This window comes from Halomonas sp. A3H3, assembly GCF_000982975.1.
Lineage (GTDB): Bacteria > Pseudomonadota > Gammaproteobacteria > Pseudomonadales > Halomonadaceae > Vreelandella > Vreelandella titanicae.
This window is the reverse complement of record NZ_HG423343.1, coordinates 5105993-5128250: the sequence shown is the minus strand read 5'-3', so window position 1 is coordinate 5128250 and position 22258 is coordinate 5105993. Positions and strand designations below refer to the sequence as shown.

The 22258-nt window shown below is 56.4% G+C and carries 21 protein-coding genes; 10 read left to right on the top strand and 11 right to left on the bottom strand.

Features of this window, described 5'->3' with window-relative positions; translation table 11 throughout:
* The first annotated feature begins 47 nt into the window (after positions 1 to 47).
* Both HALA3H3_RS23325 and sixA read left to right on the top strand, forming a co-directional pair.
* Positions 48 to 1193 carry an NAD(P)H-dependent glycerol-3-phosphate dehydrogenase gene (locus HALA3H3_RS23325; protein WP_022523951.1) on the top strand — a complete coding sequence of 382 codons (1146 nt, stop codon included), beginning with the start codon at positions 48 to 50 and terminating at the stop codon, positions 1191 to 1193.
* Positions 1186 to 1668 (top strand): phosphohistidine phosphatase SixA, encoded by a 483-nt coding sequence (gene sixA / locus HALA3H3_RS23320; protein WP_027959073.1) that lies wholly within the window; start codon positions 1186 to 1188, stop codon positions 1666 to 1668. The genes HALA3H3_RS23325 and sixA overlap by 8 nt, the downstream gene beginning before the upstream one ends.
* Before the next feature lie 54 nt (positions 1669 to 1722).
* On the opposite strand, the gene gatB is transcribed toward sixA, so the two are convergent.
* The 3 genes from gatB to gatC all read right to left on the bottom strand — a co-directional run bounded on the left by gatB (position 1723) and on the right by gatC (position 5009).
* Positions 1723 to 3177, bottom strand: coding sequence for an Asp-tRNA(Asn)/Glu-tRNA(Gln) amidotransferase subunit GatB (gene gatB / locus HALA3H3_RS23315; RefSeq protein ID WP_009287767.1), 1455 nt, complete (start codon positions 3175 to 3177; stop codon positions 1723 to 1725).
* The gene (gene gatA / locus HALA3H3_RS23310) at positions 3177 to 4637 is read right to left on the bottom strand and encodes an Asp-tRNA(Asn)/Glu-tRNA(Gln) amidotransferase subunit GatA (protein WP_022523949.1); all 1461 of its coding nucleotides are present in this window, start codon (positions 4635 to 4637) and stop codon (positions 3177 to 3179) included. Before gatA ends, gatB begins: the two co-directional genes overlap by 1 nt.
* A gap of 84 nt (positions 4638 to 4721) precedes the next feature.
* Complete coding sequence (gatC, locus tag HALA3H3_RS23305; RefSeq protein ID WP_022523948.1) at positions 4722 to 5009, bottom strand: Asp-tRNA(Asn)/Glu-tRNA(Gln) amidotransferase subunit GatC; 288 nt, start codon at positions 5007 to 5009, stop codon at positions 4722 to 4724.
* 229 nt (positions 5010 to 5238) lie between these two features.
* Here gatC and HALA3H3_RS23300 point away from each other — a divergent pair, with 229 nt between their 5' ends.
* From HALA3H3_RS23300 to tldD, 7 genes are all read left to right on the top strand, one after another.
* Positions 5239 to 6276 (top strand): rod shape-determining protein, encoded by a 1038-nt coding sequence (locus tag HALA3H3_RS23300; RefSeq protein WP_007114671.1) that lies wholly within the window; start codon positions 5239 to 5241, stop codon positions 6274 to 6276.
* A 24-nt stretch (positions 6277 to 6300) separates the two neighbouring features.
* The gene (gene mreC / locus HALA3H3_RS23295) at positions 6301 to 7263 is read left to right on the top strand and encodes a rod shape-determining protein MreC (protein WP_009287769.1); all 963 of its coding nucleotides are present in this window, start codon (positions 6301 to 6303) and stop codon (positions 7261 to 7263) included.
* A complete protein-coding gene (gene mreD / locus HALA3H3_RS23290; RefSeq protein WP_022523947.1) occupies positions 7263 to 7751 on the top strand; it encodes a rod shape-determining protein MreD in 489 nt (162 codons plus the stop codon). Before mreC ends, mreD begins: the two co-directional genes overlap by 1 nt.
* On the top strand, positions 7748 to 8329 hold the full coding sequence (locus HALA3H3_RS23285; RefSeq protein WP_022523946.1) for a Maf family protein: 582 nt from the start codon (positions 7748 to 7750) through the stop codon (positions 8327 to 8329). Before mreD ends, HALA3H3_RS23285 begins: the two co-directional genes overlap by 4 nt.
* A 71-nt stretch (positions 8330 to 8400) precedes the next feature.
* Positions 8401 to 9864: a ribonuclease G gene (rng, locus tag HALA3H3_RS23280; RefSeq protein WP_022523945.1), complete on the top strand. Its 1464-nt coding sequence runs from the start codon at positions 8401 to 8403 to the stop codon at positions 9862 to 9864.
* A gap of 2 nt (positions 9865 to 9866) precedes the next feature.
* Positions 9867 to 13718, top strand: a complete 3852-nt coding sequence (locus HALA3H3_RS23275; RefSeq protein WP_022523944.1) for a YhdP family phospholipid transporter — start codon at positions 9867 to 9869, stop codon at positions 13716 to 13718.
* Positions 13715 to 15166: a metalloprotease TldD gene (gene tldD / locus HALA3H3_RS23270; protein ID WP_022523943.1), complete on the top strand. Its 1452-nt coding sequence runs from the start codon at positions 13715 to 13717 to the stop codon at positions 15164 to 15166. The genes HALA3H3_RS23275 and tldD overlap by 4 nt, the downstream gene beginning before the upstream one ends.
* Before the next feature lie 51 nt (positions 15167 to 15217).
* Here tldD and yjgA read toward each other — a convergent pair whose 3' ends face one another.
* The gene (gene yjgA / locus HALA3H3_RS23265) at positions 15218 to 15739 is read right to left on the bottom strand and encodes a ribosome biogenesis factor YjgA (RefSeq protein WP_022523942.1); all 522 of its coding nucleotides are present in this window, start codon (positions 15737 to 15739) and stop codon (positions 15218 to 15220) included.
* Positions 15740 to 15862: 123 nt separating this feature from the next.
* Here yjgA and pmbA point away from each other — a divergent pair, with 123 nt between their 5' ends.
* Positions 15863 to 17203: a metalloprotease PmbA gene (gene pmbA / locus HALA3H3_RS23260; protein ID WP_022523941.1), complete on the top strand. Its 1341-nt coding sequence runs from the start codon at positions 15863 to 15865 to the stop codon at positions 17201 to 17203.
* A gap of 16 nt (positions 17204 to 17219) precedes the next feature.
* Here pmbA and HALA3H3_RS23255 read toward each other — a convergent pair whose 3' ends face one another.
* The 7 genes from HALA3H3_RS23255 to lptA form a co-directional block, all read right to left on the bottom strand.
* Positions 17220 to 17489: an HPr family phosphocarrier protein gene (locus tag HALA3H3_RS23255; protein WP_022523940.1), complete on the bottom strand. Its 270-nt coding sequence runs from the start codon at positions 17487 to 17489 to the stop codon at positions 17220 to 17222.
* 45 nt (positions 17490 to 17534) lie between these two features.
* A complete protein-coding gene (rapZ, locus tag HALA3H3_RS23250) occupies positions 17535 to 18467 on the bottom strand; it encodes an RNase adapter RapZ (RefSeq protein WP_022523939.1) in 933 nt (310 codons plus the stop codon).
* 87 nt (positions 18468 to 18554) lie between these two features.
* Positions 18555 to 19025, bottom strand: a complete 471-nt coding sequence (locus HALA3H3_RS23245; RefSeq protein ID WP_039859784.1) for a PTS sugar transporter subunit IIA — start codon at positions 19023 to 19025, stop codon at positions 18555 to 18557.
* Between the two features lie 4 nt (positions 19026 to 19029).
* Positions 19030 to 19338, bottom strand: a complete 309-nt coding sequence (gene hpf, locus HALA3H3_RS23240) for a ribosome hibernation-promoting factor, HPF/YfiA family (protein WP_007114683.1) — start codon at positions 19336 to 19338, stop codon at positions 19030 to 19032.
* A gap of 97 nt (positions 19339 to 19435) precedes the next feature.
* The gene (locus HALA3H3_RS23235) at positions 19436 to 20848 is read right to left on the bottom strand and encodes an RNA polymerase factor sigma-54 (protein WP_022523937.1); all 1413 of its coding nucleotides are present in this window, start codon (positions 20846 to 20848) and stop codon (positions 19436 to 19438) included.
* A 129-nt stretch (positions 20849 to 20977) separates the two neighbouring features.
* Positions 20978 to 21727, bottom strand: a complete 750-nt coding sequence (lptB, locus tag HALA3H3_RS23230) for an LPS export ABC transporter ATP-binding protein (protein WP_022523936.1) — start codon at positions 21725 to 21727, stop codon at positions 20978 to 20980.
* A gap of 11 nt (positions 21728 to 21738) precedes the next feature.
* Positions 21739 to 22254 carry a lipopolysaccharide transport periplasmic protein LptA gene (gene lptA / locus HALA3H3_RS23225; RefSeq protein WP_009287774.1) on the bottom strand — a complete coding sequence of 172 codons (516 nt, stop codon included), beginning with the start codon at positions 22252 to 22254 and terminating at the stop codon, positions 21739 to 21741.
* Positions 22255 to 22258 lie beyond the last annotated feature (4 nt).

Below are 22258 nucleotides of genomic sequence, written 5' to 3'. Positions count from 1 at the left end.
GCTAAAGTACCCAGTAAATGTAAGAGACTAACGATCAGGATATCGTCATGGCTGAGCAGCAAACCAATGTCCCAGTGACAACCAACGTAGCGGTGCTGGGAGGCGGTAGTTTTGGTACGGCGCTAGCAAGTATTGCCGCCGATAATGGTGCCCGCGTTCGTCAGTGGATGCGTGACGAAACGCTGGTCACACAAATCAACCAAGAGCATCGTAACGGTCGTTATCTGCCCCACTATGCAATGAATCCGGCAGTGAAAGCCTCAACCGACCTCCAAGCCGTGCTGGCCGACGCGGAGCTTGTACTCATCGCTATTCCTTCAAAGGCCTTTCGCAGCGTTGTGCAGGCGGCGAAAGCGTGGTTGAGACCCGAGCAGATACTGGTCAGTACCACCAAGGGGATCGAGCAGAAGGGCTTTCTGCTGATGAGCCAGGTACTCGAGCAGGAAACGGGCTTTAGTCACATTGGCGTGATTGCGGGCCCAAATCTGGCCTCTGAAATTGCCGATAAGCAGTTAACTGCTACCGTGATTGCCAGCGCTGACCCGCTTACCCGCACCCGCGTACAGCAAGTATTGGGTTGCCGTTACTTTCGTGTGTACGCTAGCGATGACCGTCATGGTGTTGAACTGGGTGGTGCACTGAAAAATATTTATGCGATTGCCGCCGGTATGGCGGCGGCGCTGGGCATGGGCGAAAACACCCGCAGTATGCTGATGACTCGCGCCTTAGCCGAAATGAGCCGCTTTGCCGTTGCCCAGGGGGCTAACCCAATGACCTTTTTAGGACTGGCGGGGGTGGGGGATTTGATCGTTACCTGCTCGTCTAACCTGTCGCGTAATTATCGTGTTGGCTACGCCATGGGCGAAGGGCGTACGTTGGAAGAGGCGGTTGATGCCCTTGGCCAGGTCGCAGAAGGGGTAAACACCGTTAAACTGGTATGCGCTAAAGCGAGTGAAATGGGTGTTTATATGCCGTTGGCGGAAGGTCTCAATCATGTGCTGTTTGACGGCGTGCCCGCCCAGGAGATGGCGCGCACCCTTATGATGGGTGAGCAGAGTAGCGATGTAGAGTTTATTCTGCCCCGTGAAGCCGTACAGCAGGCCCATCGAGACCAAGCTCCTCACAACCACGCTTCTAAGAACCAGGTTTCTAAGGGCCAGGTTTCTAAGGACAAGGGAGGCAGGAATGCCTGATGTGTTGATTATGCGCCACGCTGAGGCCGCACCGGGGTATCCCGACCAAGCGCGTCGATTAACGCCTCATGGTGAGCAGGAGGTCAAAAAAATGGCCCGTTGGCTGACTGAGCGCGTGGCTGATGGGGAGCTGTTTATGCCGCAAATTTATGCCAGCCCCTATTCTCGCGCGCAGCAAACCGCGCAAACGCTATGTGATGCGCTGGGAGCCTCGCTGGAAACGCTGGATTTTATCACTCCGGATGACTCGCCTCATGCAGTAAGCGACTGGTTGCTTGAGCAGCCTGAAGGTGCGCCGATCATGCTGGTCAGCCATATGCCGCTGGTAGGCGAGCTGGCGGGGTTATTAGTAGAGGGCAGCCCTGCTCAGGGGCTTGGCTTCCCTACCGCCGCCATCGCCGAGTTTGAAGCCGATGTGTGGGCCGCTGGGTGCGCGCAGTTGAAGCGATTTACCCAACCCAGCCAGTTGGCCTAGTTCAAATGTGTGTCATTAAAAAAACGGCTGCCTAGGCAGCCGTTTTTTTGGGTTTTACAGCAGCGCGTCGAGCTTCTCTTTTAGCAAGCCGTTCACCTGCTGTGGGTTGGCGGTGCCGCGCGACGCCTTCATCACCTGACCAACAAAGTAGCCGATCATTTTGCCGCGTTTTTCCGGCTCCGAGTCGCAGTACTGGGCGACCTGAGCGGGGCTGTCGGCAATCACTTGATCGATCATTGCTTCAATGGCGCCGGTGTCGGTCACCTGCTTGAGGCCTTTTGCGTCAATCACCTCGTCGGCGGACTCACCCTGACCGTTCCACAACGCCTGAAAAACCTCCTTAGCGGCTTTGCCGTTAATGGTGTCATCCAGTACGCGGCTGATCAGCTCGCCTAGCTGGCGCGCTGAGATCGGGCTATTGGCAATGCTCAGGTTTTCGCGGTTAAGTGCCCCGGAAAGTTCACCCTGTACCCAGTTAGCTGCCTGCTTGGCATCGCCGCACTCGCTATGCACCGCTTCAAAGAATTCGGCCATATCGCGACTGGCGGAGATGACATTGGCGTCATAAGCAGACAGACCCAGCTCGTTCTGGAAGCGCTCACGCTTATCTGCTGGCAGCTCGGGCAACTGGCCACGCAGGTGGTCAAGATAAGCTTGGTCAAGCACCACCGGCAGCAGGTCAGGGCAGGGGAAGTAACGGTAGTCGTTGGCCTCCTCCTTGGTACGCATGCTGCGGGTTTCATCACGGTCTGGGTCAAACAAGCGGGTTTCTTGAACCACGCTGCCGCCATCTTCGATCAGCTCAATTTGTCGCTCAACCTCAAAGGCAATGGCGCGCTCGACAAAACGGAAAGAGTTAACGTTTTTAATCTCAGCGCGGGTGCCAAAGGCTTCCTGACCTTTGGGGCGTACCGAGACGTTAACGTCGCAACGCATGGAGCCTTCCGCCATATTGCCGTCGGAAATGCCCAGGTAAGTAACGATCGAGTGAATCGCTTTGAGATACGCCGCGGCCTCTTTGGCGCTACGCATATCCGGCTCGGAGACGATCTCCAGTAGCGGCGTGCCAGCACGGTTCAAGTCGATACCGGTCATGCCGTGAAAATCTTCATGCAGCGATTTACCGGCATCTTCCTCAAGGTGGGCATGGTGAATGCGGATACGCTTGGTGCTGCCATCTTCCAACGTAATCTCAACATCGCCAGGGCCGACGATGGGATGGTACATCTGGCTGGTTTGATAACCCTTGGGCAGGTCGGGGTAGAAGTAATTTTTACGGTCAAACACCGAGACTTCGGCGATATCCGCATGCACCGCCAGGCCAAACTGCACGGCCATGGCCACGGCCTGCTCATTGAGCACTGGCAGCACGCCAGGTAGGCCTAAATCCACCGCGCAGGCCTGGGTGTTTGGCTCGGCGCCAAACGCCGTTGAGGCACCGGAAAAGATTTTTGAACGCGTTGCGAGCTGAACGTGGACTTCAAGCCCAATCACGGTTTCCCATTGCATTAGGCGTACTCCTCGGCAAAGGCAGGACGTTGTAAGTGCCAGTCGGTCGCTTGCTGAAACTGGTGAGCGACGTTAAGCAGCTGCGCTTCGGCAAAGTGGGTGCCCAGAATCTGGAGACCAACGGGGCGGCCACCGGCCAAACCCGCCGGCACGCTGATGCCGGGAATGCCCGCTAGGTTCACCGCGATAGTGTAGATATCCTGCAGGTACATCGACACCGGATCTTTTTTGGCACCCAGGTCAAACGCGGGGGTAGGCGAGGCGGGGCCCATCAGCACGTCGACGTCTTCAAAGGCGTCCAGGAAGTCCTGACGGATCAAACGGCGCACCTGCTGGGCTTTGGTGTAGTAAGCGTCAAAGAAGCCTTCAGAGAGCGTGTGAGTGCCGATCAGGATGCGTCGTTTAACTTCTTCGCCGAAGCCTTCAGCCCGCGAACGTGTGTAGAGGTCAATCAAATCGCTGGGATTGTCGCAGCGGTGACCAAAACGCACACCGTCGTAGCGGGACAGGTTGGAAGAGGCTTCCGCGGGGGCGATCACGTAGTAGGCCGGAATCGCATAGTGGGTATGCGGTAGGCTGACCTCACGAACCGTCGCGCCTAGGGATTCGTAAACTTTTACCGCCTCACGGACGGCTTTTTCGACATCAGGGTCTAAACCATCGCCGAAATACTCTTTGGGAAGCCCGATCTTGAGGCCCGAGAGGGGGGCATTAAGGCCTTCCACATAGTCGGGTACGCCGCGGGCAACGCTGGTGGAATCGCGGCCGTCATGGCCCGCAATAACACCCAGTAGGTGGGCGCAATCTTCGGCGCTGCGCGCCATGGGGCCAGCCTGATCAAGGCTTGAGGCGTAGGCAATAATGCCGAAGCGCGACACACGACCATAGGTGGGCTTTAAACCGGTGATGCCACAAAATGCCGCGGGCTGGCGAATCGAGCCGCCGGTGTCGGTACCCATGGCGGCGGGCACCAAACCAGCCGCGACTGCTGCTGCGCTGCCGCCGGAGCTGCCGCCGGGCACCGCTGTCAGATCCCAGGGATTTTTGACCGGGCCGTAGTAGCTGTTTTCGTTGGAGGAGCCCATGGCGAACTCGTCCATATTGGTTTTGCCCAGGCTGATCGTGCCCGCCGCGTTGAGCTTTTCAACCACTGTGGCGTTGTAGGGGGCGATAAAATTATCCAGCATTTTTGAACCGCAGCTGGTTTTCACGCCCTGGGTGCAAAAAATATCTTTGAGCGCTAGGGGAATGCCTGACAGCGGCCCGGCGTTGCCTGCCGCTCGGGCGTTGTCGGCTACTTCAGCCTGTTTCAGCGCTTGCTCGGCGGTCACGCTGATAAAACTATTCAGCTTGCCGTCAGCCTGTTCGATACGCTGCAAATAGTGAGCGGTCAGCTCGCGGCTTGAGAACTCACCGCTTTTTAGCGCGGCGGCGAGTTGCGTTAAGGTTTTCTCGTACATGACCCAGAAGCTCCGTTCAGGGGAGAAAAAAAGAGGCAATAGTGGTGGCTTGATTAAATATTCGTGCGTTGTTACTCAGCGTACTTATTCAACGACGCGGGGCACGAGATACAGGCCATTTTCCACTGCCGGAGCACAGCGCTGAAACGTGTCGCGCTGGTTGGTTTCCGTCACTTCATCGGCGCGCAGTCGCTGGGTCGCATCTAGCGGATGGGCGAGCGGCGTAACGCCTTCAGTATCGAGGCTTTGTAGCTGGTCGACCATGTCCAGAATCCGGCTTAGGTCGTCTACAAAGCCGCTGGCTTGGTCATCGCTGACAGCGAGTCGGGCCAAGTGAGCGGCCCGGCGCACATGAGATTCTTCAAGCGCCATGATCGATATTTCCTTATAAACGTGATGGAACATAATCGGCTTTAAGCGGTATACATACCGATATCAAAAAAACGTCTTGTGTTGCAGACGTGGAAAATAGCCGCAAAAGGTACCACATCTTGGCCTTAACGGGCAGTGTTAGGCGCGACTCGTGCTTGCTGCCAGGGGGTTGCGGTGATACCGTTTGCATCCGCACAGGGTTCCCGGTCTGCACTAGGTAACAACATCCATGTTTAAACGTTTGAGGGGGCTGTTTTCCAGCGATCTATCGATCGACTTGGGTACGGCCAACACACTGATTTATGTTCGCGGTCGCGGTATCGTGCTCGATGAGCCGTCCGTGGTTGCTATCCGCCAGTCTGGCAATATGCGCAGCGTCGCGGCAGTTGGTACTGATGCCAAGCGAATGCTGGGGCGTACGCCCGGCAATATTACCGCGATTCGGCCGATGAAAGATGGCGTTATTGCCGACTTCACCGTCACCGAGCAGATGCTTCAGCACTTTATCCGTAAAGTTCACCAAAGCACCTTCTTAACCCCCAGTCCACGCGTTCTGGTATGCGTTCCTTGCATGTCAACACAAGTAGAACGTCGGGCGATTCGTGAGTCTGCCGAAGGGGCAGGTGCCCGCGAGGTGTTCTTGATCGAAGAACCCATGGCGGCGGCAATTGGCGCTGGCCTTCCGGTTGATGAAGCGCAGGGGTCGATGGTGGTGGATATCGGTGGTGGTACCACTGAAATCGCGATTATTTCACTCAACGGCGTGGTCTACTCCGAATCGATTCGGGTGGGCGGCGACCGCTTTGATGAGGCCATTACCGCCTATGTACGTCGTCACTACGGCAGCCTGATAGGCGAAGCGACAGCCGAGCGCATCAAGGAAGAGATTGGTTGCGCCTACCCCGGTGGCGAACTGCGCGAAATTGACGTGCGCGGTCGTAATCTGGCCGAAGGCATTCCACGCAGCTTCACGCTCAATTCCCACGAAACCCTGGAAGCATTGCAAGAAACCCTGGGTTCTATCGTGGCCGCGATTAAGAGCGCCCTTGAGCAGTCACCGCCTGAGTTGGCATCCGACATCGCTGAGCGAGGCTTGGTGCTAACGGGCGGTGGGGCGCTGTTGCGAGACCTGGACAAGCTGATCGCTGAAGAGACAGGGTTGCCGGTAATTGTTGCCGAAGACCCGTTGACCTGCGTTGCTCGCGGCGGTGGTAAGGCGCTGGAGATGATTGATCAGCACACCTTTGAGTTGCTGTCGAGCGACTAATCGCAGCGGTTAATTGCGGGGGGATTGCCTATTAAACCGCTGTTTTCGCACGGGCCACTGCCGGGCTACCGGCTGTTTTTTTGCGTCTTGGCCGCCAGTGCATTGATGTTTGTCGACCAGCATTTCACGCGTATGGAGAAAGTGCGCGCGCAAATGTCGATGGTCGTTGCTCCTATTCAATGGGTCGTCAGTGTGCCTAGCGACCTGTTGAATTGGGGGTCGCTTGCGCTCTCCGATCAGCAGGCGTTGGTGGATGAAAATCGTCGCCTGCGTGAGCAGATTCTCACCCTTTCCCATCGTGGTCAGCGAATGGCGAATTTGACCGCGGAAAACAGCGAGCTGCGCGAATTACTAAAAGCCGCGAAGCGGCGTGATATTCCTTATATCACCGCCGAACTGTTGTCGCTTGATAACGACCCCTTTAGTCATCAGATGGTGATTAATCGCGGCCATCGCAATGGCACCTACGTGGGGCAGCCGGTGATTGATGCCTCGGGCTTGGTGGGGCAAATTACCGCGGTCTCTGCCTACTCAAGTCGGGTACTGCTGTTAGCTGATGCCAGTCATGCGTTGCCGGTTCAGTTAAACCGCAATGGCTTACGTTTTATCGTCCAAGGGGCGGGGCGTTACAGCAGCGTTAATGTGATGCACGTACCTGATACGGCTGATATCCGTGAAGGTGATTTACTGACCACATCGGGCTTGGCTGGACGCTTTCCTCCGGGTTACCCCGTGGCGCGAGTCACCGAGGTGTTTCACGATCCGGGGCAGCCTTTTGCTCGCGTGACGGCCGAACCGATGGCTCAACTGCAGCGCTCGCGTCATTTCTTGCTACTTTTTCCGCCCCCGCGAGAGGAGGTAGAAGAGCATGCCTGGGATGAGACGCTGGATATCTCCGCAGAAGCCTTGCGCTCTTCACTCCAGCTTTCAACAAGTCCCAATAATGCGTTGCGCGACTCAAATGCATCATCTCAAGAGGTGCCCTGATGCCACGAGCACCGATTGTTCCGCTAGTGATTATTTGGTTTAGTTTGGTCTTGGCTCTTTGCTTGCAGGTGATGCCGCTGGCCGATGGCTGGCAGGTATATCGCCCTGAGTGGTTAGGGCTGATGCTGATCTACTGGTGTATGCGCACACCCGACAGAGTCGGCGTTTTTCATGGCTTTGTGCTGGGGATTTTGATGGATTTAATTGAAGGCACCGTGCTGGGCCAGCATGCGCTTATTTATGCACTGCTGGCCTTCCTGTGTGCGCTGGTCTATCCCCGCTTCCGTGCTTATTCACTGGTACAGCAGTCAGCGCTGGTGTTGGTGCTGTTGGGCTTGATGCAATTAGTTGCTCAATGGCTACGCACTATCGTGGGTGATTTTTCGATTCATTTAGCCTTTTTGATTCCCGCGCTGATCAGTGCGTTGCTATGGCCATGGCTAGCGACGATGTTCCAGGCATTAGAACGTCGGTTGGCCGCTTCATGACTGCGCCTGTTTTGTGTTTAGCGTCTGCCTCTCCACGCCGTCGAGCTTTGCTGGCATCCATTGGTGTGCCGGTCGCGGTTCACCCTTGTGATATTGATGAGACTCCGCAGGTGGGTGAGTCGGCTCAAGCGTATGTGCAGCGCTTAGCAGTTGCCAAAGCCGAGGCAGCAGCCCCTTTTACCCACTTGCCTATCCTAGGTTCAGATACCGCTGTGGTGGTCGATGGGCGTATCCTAGGTAAACCAGCGAATGCTGAGGAGGGCGCCGAGATGCTGCGGCTGCTTTCGGGGCGGTGCCACGAGGTGCTTACCGCTGTGGCGATAAGTGGGCCAGAAGGTATGCTCTCCTCCTGCGTGACTACTCAGGTGACAATGCGTGAGATAAGCGCTGATGAAATCGTTGCCTATTGGCGCACGGGTGAACCTGCTGATAAGGCTGGTGGCTACGCAATACAGGGGTTAGCCGCCATATTTGTAAAACAGATTCAAGGCAGTCACTCAGCAGTGGTAGGGCTACCGCTGTATGAGACGACGCACTTGCTATGCCGACAGGGAGTTCCTATCTGGCAGCGCGTTTAATTCTCTAGATATAGAGGGCAACGCCGCCTGTATCGCTGGCAAGGAATACGTCAACCAACAAGGAATTTTGCATGAGCGGTGAAGTTCTCATCAATTTAACGCCAATGGAAACCCGCGTCGCGCTGGTTGAAAATGGCGTTTTGCAAGAGGCACTGATCGAGCGTTCCCGTCGGCGTGGCATCGTGGGCAATATCTACAAAGGCAAAGTAGTGCGTGTGTTGCCTGGTATGCAGGCTGCCTTTGTTGATATTGGCTTAGAGCGGGCGGCATTTATTCATGCCCACGAAGTGATGCCACCCGGCACGCCGCTCGATGAGCAGCAGACCATCGGCCAGTTGCTTCATGAAGGTCAGGCGTTGGTGGTGCAAGCGACCAAAGACCCTATTGGAAGTAAAGGTGCGCGCTTAACCACGCACCTCTCGATCCCTTCCCGCTATTTGGTGTATATGCCCGACTCGCCGCATCACGGCGTTTCGCAGCGCATCGAGGATGAGCGTGAACGCGAGCGTTTAAAAGCCCTGCTGGATAACAGCGTGGCGGAGCAGACGCTGGAAGTGACGGGTGGCTTTATTGTCCGAACTGCCGCGGAAGGCGTAGGTGACGAAGAGCTAAAAGGCGATATGCACTTTCTGTTGCGGCTGTGGCGTAAGGTGAGTGAGCGTAAAGTCACCGCGACGCCACAAAGCGTCATTTATGATGATTTGCCGCTCTTTATGCGCACTCTGCGCGACGTAATGCGCGACGATATTGAAAAAGTGCGTATCGATTCGCGGGAAAACTTCGTCAAACTGGTCGAGTTTGCCGAAGAGTTTATGCCCGATGCCGTTGAGCGGATTGAGTACTACCCAGGTGAGCGCCCCATCTTTGATCTCTACAGTGTCGAGGATGAGATCCAGAAAGCCTTGGGTCGCAAGGTGCAGCTGAAATCCGGTGGCTATCTGGTGATTGACCCCACCGAGGCAATGACCACCATTGATGTTAATACCGGCGGCTATGTAGGTCACCGCAACCTTGAAGAGACCATTTTCAAAACCAACCTTGAGGCGGCCACGGCGATTGCCCGCCAACTTCGGTTGCGCAACCTGGGCGGCATCATCATTATCGACTTTATCGATATGAGCGATGTTGAGCATCAGCGGCAAGTGTTGCGAGTATTGGAAAAAGCCTTAGAGCGCGACCACGCTAAAACCAAGTGTACCGGTGTCACCGAGCTTGGCTTGGTTCAGCTTACCCGCAAGCGCACCCGGGAGAGCCTGGAGCAAACGCTCTGCGAAGCATGCCCCACCTGTAGTGGCCGGGGCACACTTAAAACGCCTGAGACTGTCTGCTACGAAATTTTCCGTGAAATTCTGCGCGAAGAGCGTGCCTACAGTGCTGAAACTTATATGGTGCTTGCATCGCAGCCCGTTGTTGACCGCTTACTAGATGAAGAGTCAGCGGCAGTGGCTGACCTGGAGACGTTTATCAATAAAACGATCCGTTTTCAGGTTGAGCAACACTACTCCCAAGAGCAGTACGATATTGTGCTGATGTAACCATGCTGACTCGTTCGCTGGTGCGTTGGAGTTTGCTGATAGCGGCCTGGCTTTTGGGCAGCGCGGCTGTGCTGCTGTTGCTGCTGCGTCTAGCGATCAGCCAATCCGATGCCCTTACCCCCCACATTGAAGCGTTACTCGAGGCGCGCATTGGCGTGCCGGTGACCATCGATCGCTTATCGCTATCGCTAGCGCGTAGCGATCTACTGCTACGGCTTGACGGGGTGAACGCGGAAACCCCCGATGGCCAAGCACTCTTTTCCCTTGAGCATGCGGGACTGCGCTTAGATACCTGGGCGTCGTTTGCCAATCTGGCACCGATTTTTAGTGATGCGCGTATCAGTGGTACACAGGTTCACCTCTATCAAGGTTCGGGGAGGTCTTTACAGTGGCCTGAGCCTGCGGAGTTACCGCTATTGATGGCGGCAGAACCCGATGTGGATCTGGCCACAATTGATAGCTGGGCGGGCTTGATTCTACGCCAACGCCTGTGGGTGGATGACACGCGGGTTGTACTGCACGGCAAAGACGACACCGTGATGCTGCATGCTCAGACACTGCTGCTGACCGGTGATGAGCGGCGCACAAGGTTAGAGGGCGCCATCAATATTGCCCCATCGTTAGAGCAGGCTCGCGATATAGACCTTCCTGCGGCGGAAATGAAGGTCGAAATGCAGCCCGGCCGACGAGGTTTTAGCGATTTTTCGGCAGCACTGCAGTTGGATATTCAGCTTGATCAGTTAGTGGTTCTGGCGGATATGTTTCGACCTGATCATGCCGCCTATTTAGAGCAAGCCGGGGGCAGTGCGCGGCTATGGGGGCGTTGGACCACCGGGCGTCTTGAGGAAGCTCGTGTTGCCGTCGACGTTCCACAGTTGACGCTTCGCCACCAGGTTCAGTACGCGGTGTTAAGAGATATTAAGGCTAATGGCCTGTGGCAGCGCGACGGCGAAGGTGGTGAGGCGTGGCTAAGCGGCGACGCGGAGAGCGTTGAGTGGGCCCAGCCCCCTGGAGGTAACGTTGGGCCAGCGTTGCCACGCCACTGGCATGCCACCCACCAACCAGGACAGTGGGAAGTGCGCACCAGCGCCTTTGAGCTTGCCTCGCTGACCGCTTGGCGTGACTACGTATTGCTCCCTGAATCCGTCACCCGGGTATTACAAACCCTCGCTCCCCGTGGGCAAGTCGAGGGTTTGCACGTGGGGCAGCAGGATGGCCACTGGGGAGTGGATGCGGCGCTAACCGGCGTGGAGGTCTCACCGTGGCAGCAGGCACCGGGCGGAGGCCCGCTGGATGCCTGGGTACAGGCGCGGGATTTACGCGGCCGCGTGCTGTTTAGCAGCAACGGTGAAAGCACTCTCTACTTTCCTGAGTTTTTTGCCGCTCCCATGCAACTGCGACGTGCTGAAGGGGAAGTGGAGTGGGTATACGACGGCCCCAATACCATGGTGAGTGGCAAGCGCCTAAGCGTCGACTGGGACGGCGCCCAGATAGCGGGCGGCTTTGGTTTGGTGACGGGTAATCAGCGCGGGCATTTTGGTTTAGACCTCAATTTCAGTGACGTGGATGCTGTTGAGCGTCCGCTGGCCCAGTGGTTGCCGCTCAGCGTCATGGATGACGAGCTTCGCGAATGGCTGCTTAATGATATTGGTGGCTACGTGAGCGAGGGCTCTCTGCAGCTTAGCCAACCGTTAGGCGAAGGGGCGACCGCCAACGACTTTACTGCAACGCTCGCTCTGGCGGTGACCCAAGGACATTTGCCGATCGCGCCAGGCTGGCCACGTCTTGACGACGTCGAGGGGCGCTTAAAGTGGCAAAACAGAGTGTTAGAAGCTGAAATTGATAACGCTCAGAGCCATGGCATCACTGCTTCAGAGGGTGAGGTGGTGATGGAGGATGAGACGCTCAACCTTTCGGGGCAGTTAACATCGGATGGGCCAGCGCTGATATCATTTTTACAGGCAATGCCCGAGATTGATCTTTCCCCACTAAGTGATTTGCGCGTAACGGGTGGCGTTAACGGCGATATTGCGTTGTCGTTGCCGTTGGCAAACCCTGAAGCGCTGCAACTGGAAATCAATGCTCGGCCACGCTTTCCGGAAGTGGTGTATAAACCGCTCGATCTACGTCTTCAATCGGTTGAGGGGGATCTCACCTGGCTTCAAAACGGGAAGAGTTCAGGTCTCGTCGGTGAGGTTAGTGGGCAGTTGCTGGGAGGCCCTATCAACGCTGATATTGATACTCAACGCAACGACATACAGCTGCAGGGGAGTGTCGCCACTGGGGCGCTTTTTGGGCTTGCAGGGTTGGATAGTCAAGGGCGTATGCCGCTAGAAGGACCGCTAGAGTGGCAGGGCAGTGTCGCCCTAACGCCAACTCCCATCCTGCGCTTGGAGAGTCGTTTAGTCGGCGTCACCAGTCATCTTCCCGAGCCCTTTGCAAAATCGCCACAGCAGGCCTGGCCCTGGACATTAACCGCCGATATGGACACAAAACGTATCGAAAGCCGCCTAGCCGATATCGCTTCTGCACGACTGCAACAGCTTAATGGCTCGCTTGCCGGGACGCTAAATTTAGGCAGCCAGGCGGTGCGCCTGCCCGACTGGCCATCCCAGCCAGGGGTTAGTATCGATGCTGCCCTACCTCGCATTGACCCGCTAGCGTGGCAGCAGGCGATTTCACCGCTAATGCCCAGCGGGTTGCTCAGTGCGTCGGGTGGAGGTACTCAAATACCGTTGGCGGTCTCGTTAGCCACACCCTGTGTGGTTTACCAAAGGGAGTGTTTAGGCAGCCTTAACGCGTCGGGAGGCGTGAACGATGGCCGGATCGATTTGGGGCTAAGCGGTAATCTGGTCACTGGGCATTTACTGTACGATGCTCAATCACCGCAACCGTTAGATGTGGCCATTGAAGCGCTGGCGCTTGATCGCTTGCTGGCGTTAGCCAATGTTGAACACGACAGCGATGCTCCGATGCCAGACTCCTGGATGGAAACGGTCGACACCCAGCGCAAGGTGCCTGTGGCCATTCCTGATTGGCTAGCCGATGTGCCCAATGGACGATTACGCTTAGCCGAAATTGCTATGGGGCCGCGCCGCTTCGGCCCTTTGACTGCTTACTGGAAAACTGACGGCGAGCGTTTTTCGCTTACCCCCGTTGGCTTAACCCTGGGTCAGCTCTCTGCGCGAGGTGAGCTTTACTGGGAGGGGGACGCTGTTTCCAGTCATACCCGTGCGGACATTACGATTCAGGGTGGCGACATCGGCACCGCCCTTGAGCGTCTTGACCAACCGGTGGCCATGCGTAGCCGAAGTACCGATGTGGCTGCTTCGCTTGATTGGCCGGGGGCGCCCTGGCAGTTGGAGTTAAGCCGCTCAGATGGCTATATCAGTACCGACATTCGTGATGGCCGCTTTGTCACTCTGGAATCGGCACCTGCGCGCTTAATTGGCTTGCTCAATTTCGATAATATTTTACGTCGTCTACGCTTGGATTTTTCCGACGTTACCGGCCGCGGCACGGCATTTGACCGTGTTAAGGGGACGGCTGATGTTACTGGTGAGTTGCTGACGCTGCGCGGGCCATTGCAAATTGATACTCCGGCCACCACCCTAACGCTTACCGGCAGTGTCAACCTGGTGACGCGTGAACTTGACCAGCGGCTTGGCGTCACACTACCAGTGACGCAAAGTTTACCGATCGCGGCGATTGCCGTTGGCGCACCCATCGTGGGTGGCGCGCTGTTCCTTGCTGACCAGCTGTTTGGCGACGCCTTAGATCGCGCCACGACACTCCATTATCGCGTGCGAGGCCCTTGGACTTCGCCGCAGGTTACTTTAGAAGGCCCCCAATGACCGCATATAAAAGTGATGTAGATACGGCCGCCGCCATTCTGTTGACCCCCGGAGGGCTCGATTTAGAGGCTCTGGAAACGGGGTTGGGCTACGCCATGGGCGCGGGCATTGACTATGCCGATCTCTATTTCCAGCGTACCTGGCAAGAGGGCTGGGTACTGGAGGATGGAGAGGTAAAAGAGGCCAGCTACAATATTGACGGTGGCGTCGGCGTACGCTCACTGGCAGGTGAAAAGACTGGCTTTGCCTACTCCAACCAAATAACGGCCGATGCGCTAATGGACACCGGCCGCACGGCGGCAGGCATCGTCCGCAGCGGTCAACGTCTGCCTGGACAGTTGGTGCGCCCGGTATCCGCCATGTCGCGCTATGCGGGAATCGACCCCCTGGCCGGGCTAAGCGCGGAAGACAAAGTCACCATGCTAAAACAGGCTGACCGTGTCGCCCGTGCCGCGGATCCCAGCATTAGCCAAGTGAGTGCTTCTCTTTCAGGTACCTACGAAGTAGTGCTGGTGCGGGCAAGCGATGGCACCTTGGCGGCGGATATTCGCCCGCTGGTGCGCTTTAATGTCAGCGTTATCGCGGTTAAAAATGGTCGTCGTGAGCGTGGCAGTGCGGGCGGCGGTGGCCGTTACTCCATGGCCAAGCTGCGCGATGACCAAGTTGCCGAGCAGTACGCCAAAGAGGCGGTGCGTCAGGCACTGGTCAACCTGGAAGCCGTCGATGCGCCCGCGGGGCAAATGCCTGTGGTGCTGGCGTCGGGGTGGCCGGGAATTTTGCTTCATGAAGCCGTCGGCCATGGTTTGGAAGGGGATTTCAACCGTAAGGGCAGTTCCGCTTTTGCTGGCAAAATGGGCGAGCGCGTGGCCGCAAAAGGCGTGACGATTGTCGATGATGCGACACTATCGGATTGCCGTGGCTCAATGAGCGTGGATGACGAGGGCACGCCGGGCCAATACACGCCGCTTATCGAAGACGGCATTTTGACCGGCTATATGCAGGACAAACTCAATGCCCGCTTAATGGGTATGGCTCCCACAGGCAATGCGCGACGCGAATCCTTTGCCCACCTGCCGATGCCGCGCATGACGAATACGGTCATGCTTGCGGGCCAAGATGAGCCCAGCGATATTATCAAAAGCGTTAAGCGCGGTATTTACGCGGTGAGCTTTGGGGGCGGGCAGGTGGATATCACCTCTGGCAAATTTGTGTTCTCTGCCAGCGAAGCCTACTTGATTGAAGACGGTAAGGTGACGGCGCCGGTGAAAGGCGCCACCTTGATTGGTAACGGGCCGGAAGCGATGCAGCGTGTTTCCATGATTGGCCATGATATGGCGCTGGATACCGGTATTGGCGTGTGTGGTAAAGAAGGGCAGGGCGTGCCGGTGGGTGTGGGCCAGCCCACCCTGAAATTGGATGAGCTGACCGTCGGCGGCACGCAGTCTTGATAGGCGGTCTTGAAAAGCCGTCTTAAAGAGGCTGCTTTTAAAGTGCGGTTTTTAAAGCGCTAAGGTTTCGCGCAGGTGTTTGAAGAGCTTGCGCGAGCTGGTCGGCGGTTTGCCCTGTTCGCGTTCCCGCTGGGCGTTGCGAATCAATTGACGCAGTGTCTGGCGATCGGCGTCGGGGTGCTCCGCCATAAACAGGTCAACTGCCGCATCGCCCTCGTCAATTAAGCGTTCCCGCCATTTTTCCAGTCGGTGGAACGCGTGGTCGCGCTGCTCTTGCTCCTGATCGATGGAGTCGAACACGGCTTGAATGGCGGTAAGATCCTCTTTACGGATCAGCTTACCGACATACTGCATATGGCGGCGGCGACCTTCATGGGTGCGAATACGCGAGGTTTCCTCGATAGCGCGTAGCATATCGTCAGAGAGGGGGAAACGGGCGCGTTCCGCCGGTCGCATGGCGATTAAGGTTTCCCCAAGTGCCTGTAAGGCATGCATTTCGCGTTTGAGTTGCGACTTGCTAGGGCGTTCTTCCTGTTCTTCTACTTCAACGGGATCGGGACGTTGCTTACGCATAGTGTGACTCACAGACAAGATTCGTGGCGGCATTATACCAGCTGCGAGTACAACATTGATTCGCCGATGACACTCTCTTGCAAGACTTTGGTTGAGAGGCATTCGGTTGAAATAGGAGGCCATATGGCACAGGCATTTGATGCATCCGCGCAGCAGTCGCTATTGACCGCGCGCGCCGAAGAGGCGTTAGCGCTGGCGAAGCGCTTGGGCGCGGATGCTGCCGAAGTAGGCGCAAGCGTCGATCAGGGTATAGGCGTTAGCGTACGCCTGGGCGAAGTTGAAACGGTTGAGTTATCCCGTGACCAAGGCATTGCCGTCACGCTATACGTGGGTCAACGTAAAGGCAGCGCTTCATCCACTGATGCCAGCAGTGCCTCGATCCAGGCAGCCGTAGAGAAAGCGCTGGCGATTGCCCGCTATACCGGCGAAGACCCGGCCGCAGGGCTGGCCGATGCCTCCCTTATGGCTACTGAGTTGCCCGATCTAAAAGTGCACTACCCCTGGGCGCTCACAACGGATGAGGCGATTGAGTTAGCGCTTGCCTGCGAGCAGGCGGGGCGAGACGTTGACGGCATCTCACAGTCAGATGGCGCGTCTCTCTCCAGTGGCGAAGGGGTGCGCGTTTACGCCAATAGCCACGGCTTTTTAGGTACCCAAAAGGGCAGTAGTCACTCTCTTTCTTGCATGCTGATTGCCCAAGACGCGAGCGGTATGCAGCGTGATTATGACTACACCTCTGCCCGTGACCCCAAGGCGCTACGTGACCCCGCTGAGGTGGGGCGCGAAGCCGCGATGCGTACGCTGCGCAGGCTAGGTGCTAAACGGCCGCCAACGGGCACCTTTCCGGTGCTGTTTGACCCATCGTTGGCCAGTGGCTTGGTTGGCCACCTGCTCGGTGGGTTAGCCGGTGGTGCGCTTTACCGGCAGGCCTCGTTTTTGTGCGACCGGCTCGGTACACCATTGTTTCCCGACTGGTTTAGTCTCGAAGAGCGGCCAATGGAGATTGGCGCCACGGCAAGCTCACCGTTTGATGGCGAGGGCGTGCAAACGCGCAATAATCGCTTTATCGATCAGGGACGCATTGCCAGCTATATGCTCTCTTCTTACAGCGCTCGTCGTCTCGATATGCAAACCACGGGCAATGCCGGTGGGGCACGTAACGTGCGTTTAGCAACGCCACTGCAATCACGCGAAAGCTTGTTGCAAGAGATGGGGCGGGGTATTTGGGTGACTGAGTTGATGGGCCAAGGTGTCAACGGTGTGACCGGTGACTATTCCCGCGGTGCAGCAGGTTTTTGGGTCGAAAATGGAAAGGTGCAGTACCCGGTCGAAGAGTTCACCATTGCTGGAAACCTGGAGCGGATGTTTGCTGGCTTAGTAGGTATTGGCGATGACACTGATACCCGTGGCAGTGTTCACACGGGTAGCTGGTTGATTGATGCCATGACCGTGGCGGGGGACTAACAAGTCAAGCGGCGGCTTACTGATCCTCCTCAAAGCGGGCGTCGAACAGCGCTTGAATCGCTTCAAGCGCCTGTTCGGCGTCATCGCCTTCGGCGGTGATTCTAAGCTCGGTGCCACAAGGTGCGGCAAGCATCAGCAGTGACATGATATTGGCGGCGTCGGCGGCCTGTTGCTGTTTGTAAACGCGTATGTTTGCCGTGAACTGTTGGCCGCATTTGACCAGTTTTGTCGCCGCGCGAGCGTGTAGCCCGCGTTGATTGGTAAGTGTAAGTATGCGTTCTGGCACCCTGGTTCCTTTTCGCCGAGTGGTGTCATTAATGGATAGACGCGCTTAAGAGGTCTCTGGCCGCTCGTTAGGTGTGGAAGCGCTGACGAGGGGAGCGGCCAACTGTTCGCTTATGGTGTAGTGCAGACCCAGTTCGCGGTGGCGAAGTTGAACTTCGCCCATGCTAGGAGTCAATTTTTCCGCTAACTTCTCGGCCATATAGACCGAGCGGTGCTGGCCACCAGTACAGCCAATCGCGATAGTCATGTAGCTACGTTGGCTATTCTGGTAAGCGGGTAGCCAACGCTCTAGCCAGGCCAAGATGTCGTCGCTCATGGCATCAACAATCGGATAGCTGTTCAAAAAAGCCACGATTTCCGCGTCGCGGCCAGTGAATTGGCGCAGCGTTGGATCCCAGTACGGATTTGGCAGGCAGCGCACATCGAAGACCAGGTCGGCGTCTAACGGTACGCCGCGTTTATACCCAAACGATTCCAGCGTTAGCGTCAGCTTGTCGCGCCGCTGATGGGCTACTTGGTCGGTAATGCGACGGCGTAAATCGTGCACCGATAATCGTGATGTATCGATCAATAGGTCGGCCAGATCGCGAATATCCTCTAGCGTCGTCTCTTCTTTATTGATCGCCTCTTCCAGCGTCATTTCGCTATCGCGGGTCAGCGGATGACGGCGACGCGTTGCTGAGTAACGCTCAAGCAGTATGCGCGCATCGGTGGTCAGGTAAATAACTTGAAAGTCGATTTTACGCTGGCGCAACTCGTCTAATAAAGAGGGCAGGCGCTCCAGAGCTCCCGGCAAATTGCGGGCATCAATACTCACCGCTAAATGTGCTCGGTCGCCCTGGTCACGCAGTTCATCCACCAACGACCCCAGCAACATAGCTGGGAGGTTATCAATCGCGTAGTAGCCAAGATCTTCCAGCGCTTGCAAGGCGATAGATTTACCTGACCCGGAGCGGCCGCTAATGATCACCAGTTGCATAGAGTCTCTCTTTGCTTTGATCAAGCTGCGTTGAGGGTGGTGAGCGGATAACCTGCTGTGATCTGCCCTGAACAGGGTTTCAGACCCTTAGGCCGCTGATTGCTCGCGAATTTTGGCGGTAATCAGCTCAAGCAGTTCGCGCTGGCTGGCTGCTTTACGCAGTTGCTGGCGCGTGTCCGCATCATTCATGATGGTCGCTACCTGACCCAGCAGTGAGAGATGCGTGTCATCTGCCTCTTCGGGTACCAACAGGACAAACACCAGATCTACCGGGTCGCCGTCGATAGCGTCAAAATCGATCGCTTCAGCCAGTTTCAAAAATCCAGCGATAGGGGCGTTGCAGTGGGGGCTACGCGCATGAGGAATAGCCACGCCGTTACCAATACCCGTACTACCTAAGCGCTCGCGGCCGATTAAACGGCTAAACACTTCTTGGCTGTCCAGGCTGGGGATATTTTGGGCGATAAAGGTGCTGTAAAACTCCAGCACCCTTTTTTTGCTGCCCCCGGGGACGTCGAACAGAACGCGTTCCGGGGGGAGTATGGTTTCCAACGTCATTGAATTAACGCACACCGGCGCCTTGGGCGCGAGCTTGTGCTTTTTCCTTGTGTTTAACGAGTTGACGGTCGATTTTGTCCGCTAGTGCGTCGATAGCGGCGTACATATCACTGTCTAGGGCTTCCGCATGTAAGTCAGCACCTGCGGCGTGCAGCGTACAGGCGGCCTGCTGGCGCTCTTTCTCCACTGATAAGGTGACTTGCACCGTAGTTATATTGTCGTAATGGCGCTCTACACGCTCAAGCTTTTCGTTGACATAGTCACGCAAGGCGTCAGTCAGTTCTACGTGATGACCAGTGATATTTACTTGCATTGACGTGCTCCTTATCCATCGGACTGTACTTCGATTGTAACCCTTTTTGCCGCGTTGCAAAGCCCTTGTCGAGAGTTTCCCTGAAACGTTAACGAAGTTAGCGCAAACGACGCCGTTCACTGGAAGAGGGAATGCCCATGGCTTCACGGTATTTCGCCACCGTACGACGCGCCACTTGAATCCCTCCTTCGCCTAATAGCGTCACTAAGCGGCTGTCTGAAAGCGGCTTGCCGGGCGGCTCCTCTTGAATCAGTTTCTTGAGTCGTGCACGGATGGCGGTGCTGGAGTGGCTGTCGCCATCTTGACCGCTCACCTGGCTTGAGAAAAAGTATTTGAGTTCAAACACACCACGGGGTGTATGGATATATTTTTGCGTCGTTACCCGTGAAATAGTCGACTCGTGCATCTCCACGGCTTCGGCAATGTCGGCCAGTATCAGTGGTTTCATGGCTTCTTCGCCGTGCTCTAAAAAGCCAATCTGGCGGGTAATGATTTCGCGACCAACACGCAGCAGCGTATCGTTTCGGCTAGAGAGGCTCTTGATCAACCAGCGCGCTTCCTGCAAGTGCTCTTTGAGAAACTGGTTGTCATCGCTTTTATCCGCACGCTTAATCAAGCTGGCGTAGTCGGGCTGAATGCGCAGCCGTGGCAGGGCCTCGGGGTTGAGCTCTAAATGCCAGCCTTCATTATCGTGGCGGACGACTAGATCGGGGGTGACATAGCTGTCATCGGTGTCGCCGTAGGCGCTGCCTGGGCGTGGGTCTAGGCTGCGAATAAGCAGGATGACATCGGCCAGCTGTTCGTCGTCGAGCCCTAGACGGCGTTTCAGCAGACGCATATCGTCTTTGCCAAGCGCTTCGAGAAACTGCCGCACCAAGCGGCGGGCGGGAACCAGCAGTGGCGTATCATCGGGGAGAGCTGCGAGCTGCAGCATCAAGCACTCACGCAAGTCACGGGCAAATATGCCGGTCGGCTCAAACTGCTGGAGCTTGAGTAGAATGGTTTCCACTTCGCGCTGGCTTAGCCCGTCAATGCCCTGGGCACGAAGCCCTTCACGGATGTCGTTGAGCGGCTGGGTCAGGTAGCCGTTGGCGTCTAGCGCGTCGATTAAGCTTTCCGCGACAAGCTGCTCGCGAGCGCTAAAATCGGTCATGGCGAGTTGCCACAGCAGGTGGCCATGAAGGCTCTGCCCGGCTGCCTGGCGCTCAAAGTCGGGGCCTTCGCTGCTGCCCCCCTGGCTTCCCATATCTTGATAGGTATCTGACCAGTCGCTATCTACCGAGAGCTCAGTAGGGATGCTCTCTGACCACTCTTCTTCCTTAGGCTCGCTGACAGCCTGTTCACTAAATTCATCTTCCTGCTCCAGCATGGGATTGGCATCGAGGGCCTGCTGAATTTCTTGACGAAGATCCAGCGTAGAGAGTTGCAGCAGCGCAATGGCCTGCTGCAACTGGGGCGTCATGGTCAGCTGTGTGCCGATACGCAGTTGGAGAGAAGCTTTCATGACCATCTGAGAACCACTCGTTAATCAGAATGCTCCACCCTAGTGCGAGTGAGTGCTTGGCGCAAGTGCAATAAGCATGCCATTGGTCGTAAAGTTGTTTTAAAGCGCTATTTAGGGGTGATTAAGGCAAAAACATTACAGGCGAAAATCGGCGCCCAAATACACATCCCTTACTTTTTGGTTGGTGAGAATCGAGGCGGGCGAGCCACTGGCGATGATTTGCCCATCGCCGACGATATAGGCGATATCGCAAATGTCTAGTGTTTCACGCACGTTGTGATCGGTGATCAGCACGCCGATATGGCGCTGTTTCAGTGCACGAATGATGGTTTTAATCTCACCTACCGAGATGGGGTCAACGCCCGCAAAAGGCTCATCGAGCAGAATAAAAGCGGGCTCTGTGGCTAGCGAGCGGGCTATTTCTACACGCCTGCGCTCGCCGCCCGAAAGGCTCATGCCCAGGTTGTCGCGAATATGGGTGATATGGAAGTCTTCGAGTAGCGCTTCCAGGCGCTGTTCGCGATCGCTGCGGTTAAGCTCTTTGCGGGTCTCGAGTATCGCCATAATATTCTCGGCAACCGAGAGTTTGCGGAAAATAGACGCCTCTTGAGGTAGATAGCCAATCCCCGCGGCTGCGCGCTCGTGCATGGGGGCGCGCGTTAAATCCACATCGTCGATACCCACCTTGCCAGCGTCGGATTTGACCAGCCCAACAATCATATAAAATGAGGTGGTTTTGCCCGCGCCGTTGGGGCCCAAAAGGCCAACGACACTGCCTTGGGATATCTCCAGATTGATGTCTTTGACCACTCGGCGGCGTTTGTAGCTTTTAGCCAGGTGGTGGGCATAAAGGGTTTTGATCGGCGCAGTGTCAGCAGTGGCCACAGCTAGGCTCCCTATTGTTCAGGCTGAAGGGTCATGCGTATGCGCTGGGGCTCGCTGCCATCAACGTCAGAGCGCGCTTGAATCACTTCTCGGTCAATAAAATACTCAAGGCGACCGCCACTAAAGGTGTCCTCTTGCTGGGTCAGTTCGGCTTGGTCGATCAGCTCTACGCGACGCTCGGCGACGTGATAAATAATCCGCCGCGCCCAGCCTTCCGTGGGGCCTTCTTGCCCTTCGCCTTGATGGCGCAAGTAGGCGCGCTCACCGGTAGCGGTGGCTGTCGAGAGTTCGCCCGCGTCGTTGCGTTCGATCTCTACCCGCTCGCCGCGCAGCTGCATTTCGCCTTGGCGAATGTCCACATCCCCAGTATAAACAGCTGTGCCTGCCCGCTGATCAAGATCTAAACGGTCGGCTTCCACTTCCACTGGGGCCTGGGAAGATGAGTTGGTTTGGGCTAACACTGATAAAGGTATCGCTAAACCGAACAGTGCAGTGTAGAGCAGGGCTGGGGAAATCATGGCTTTCATGGCG

Coding starts and splice junctions, on each gene's coding strand:
- HALA3H3_RS23285 (WP_022523946.1), top strand. CDS start 7,748: ATGACTGCGCCTGTTTTGTGTTTAGCGTCTGCCTCTCCACGCCGTCGA.
- gatC (WP_022523948.1), bottom strand. CDS start 5,009: ATGGCGCTTGAAGAATCTCATGTGCGCCGGGCCGCTCACTTGGCCCGA.
- HALA3H3_RS23325 (WP_022523951.1), top strand. CDS start 48: ATGGCTGAGCAGCAAACCAATGTCCCAGTGACAACCAACGTAGCGGTG.
- sixA (WP_027959073.1), top strand. CDS start 1,186: ATGCCTGATGTGTTGATTATGCGCCACGCTGAGGCCGCACCGGGGTAT.
- pmbA (WP_022523941.1), top strand. CDS start 15,863: ATGGCACAGGCATTTGATGCATCCGCGCAGCAGTCGCTATTGACCGCG.
- hpf (WP_007114683.1), bottom strand. CDS start 19,338: ATGCAAGTAAATATCACTGGTCATCACGTAGAACTGACTGACGCCTTG.
- mreD (WP_022523947.1), top strand. CDS start 7,263: ATGCCACGAGCACCGATTGTTCCGCTAGTGATTATTTGGTTTAGTTTG.
- gatB (WP_009287767.1), bottom strand. CDS start 3,177: ATGCAATGGGAAACCGTGATTGGGCTTGAAGTCCACGTTCAGCTCGCA.
- lptA (WP_009287774.1), bottom strand. CDS start 22,254: ATGAAAGCCATGATTTCCCCAGCCCTGCTCTACACTGCACTGTTCGGT.
- HALA3H3_RS23235 (WP_022523937.1), bottom strand. CDS start 20,848: ATGGTCATGAAAGCTTCTCTCCAACTGCGTATCGGCACACAGCTGACC.
- HALA3H3_RS23275 (WP_022523944.1), top strand. CDS start 9,867: ATGCTGACTCGTTCGCTGGTGCGTTGGAGTTTGCTGATAGCGGCCTGG.
- gatA (WP_022523949.1), bottom strand. CDS start 4,637: ATGTACGAGAAAACCTTAACGCAACTCGCCGCCGCGCTAAAAAGCGGT.
- yjgA (WP_022523942.1), bottom strand. CDS start 15,739: ATGCGTAAGCAACGTCCCGATCCCGTTGAAGTAGAAGAACAGGAAGAA.
- rng (WP_022523945.1), top strand. CDS start 8,401: ATGAGCGGTGAAGTTCTCATCAATTTAACGCCAATGGAAACCCGCGTC.
- HALA3H3_RS23245 (WP_039859784.1), bottom strand. CDS start 19,025: ATGACGTTGGAAACCATACTCCCCCCGGAACGCGTTCTGTTCGACGTC.
- rapZ (WP_022523939.1), bottom strand. CDS start 18,467: ATGCAACTGGTGATCATTAGCGGCCGCTCCGGGTCAGGTAAATCTATC.
- HALA3H3_RS23300 (WP_007114671.1), top strand. CDS start 5,239: ATGTTTAAACGTTTGAGGGGGCTGTTTTCCAGCGATCTATCGATCGAC.
- tldD (WP_022523943.1), top strand. CDS start 13,715: ATGACCGCATATAAAAGTGATGTAGATACGGCCGCCGCCATTCTGTTG.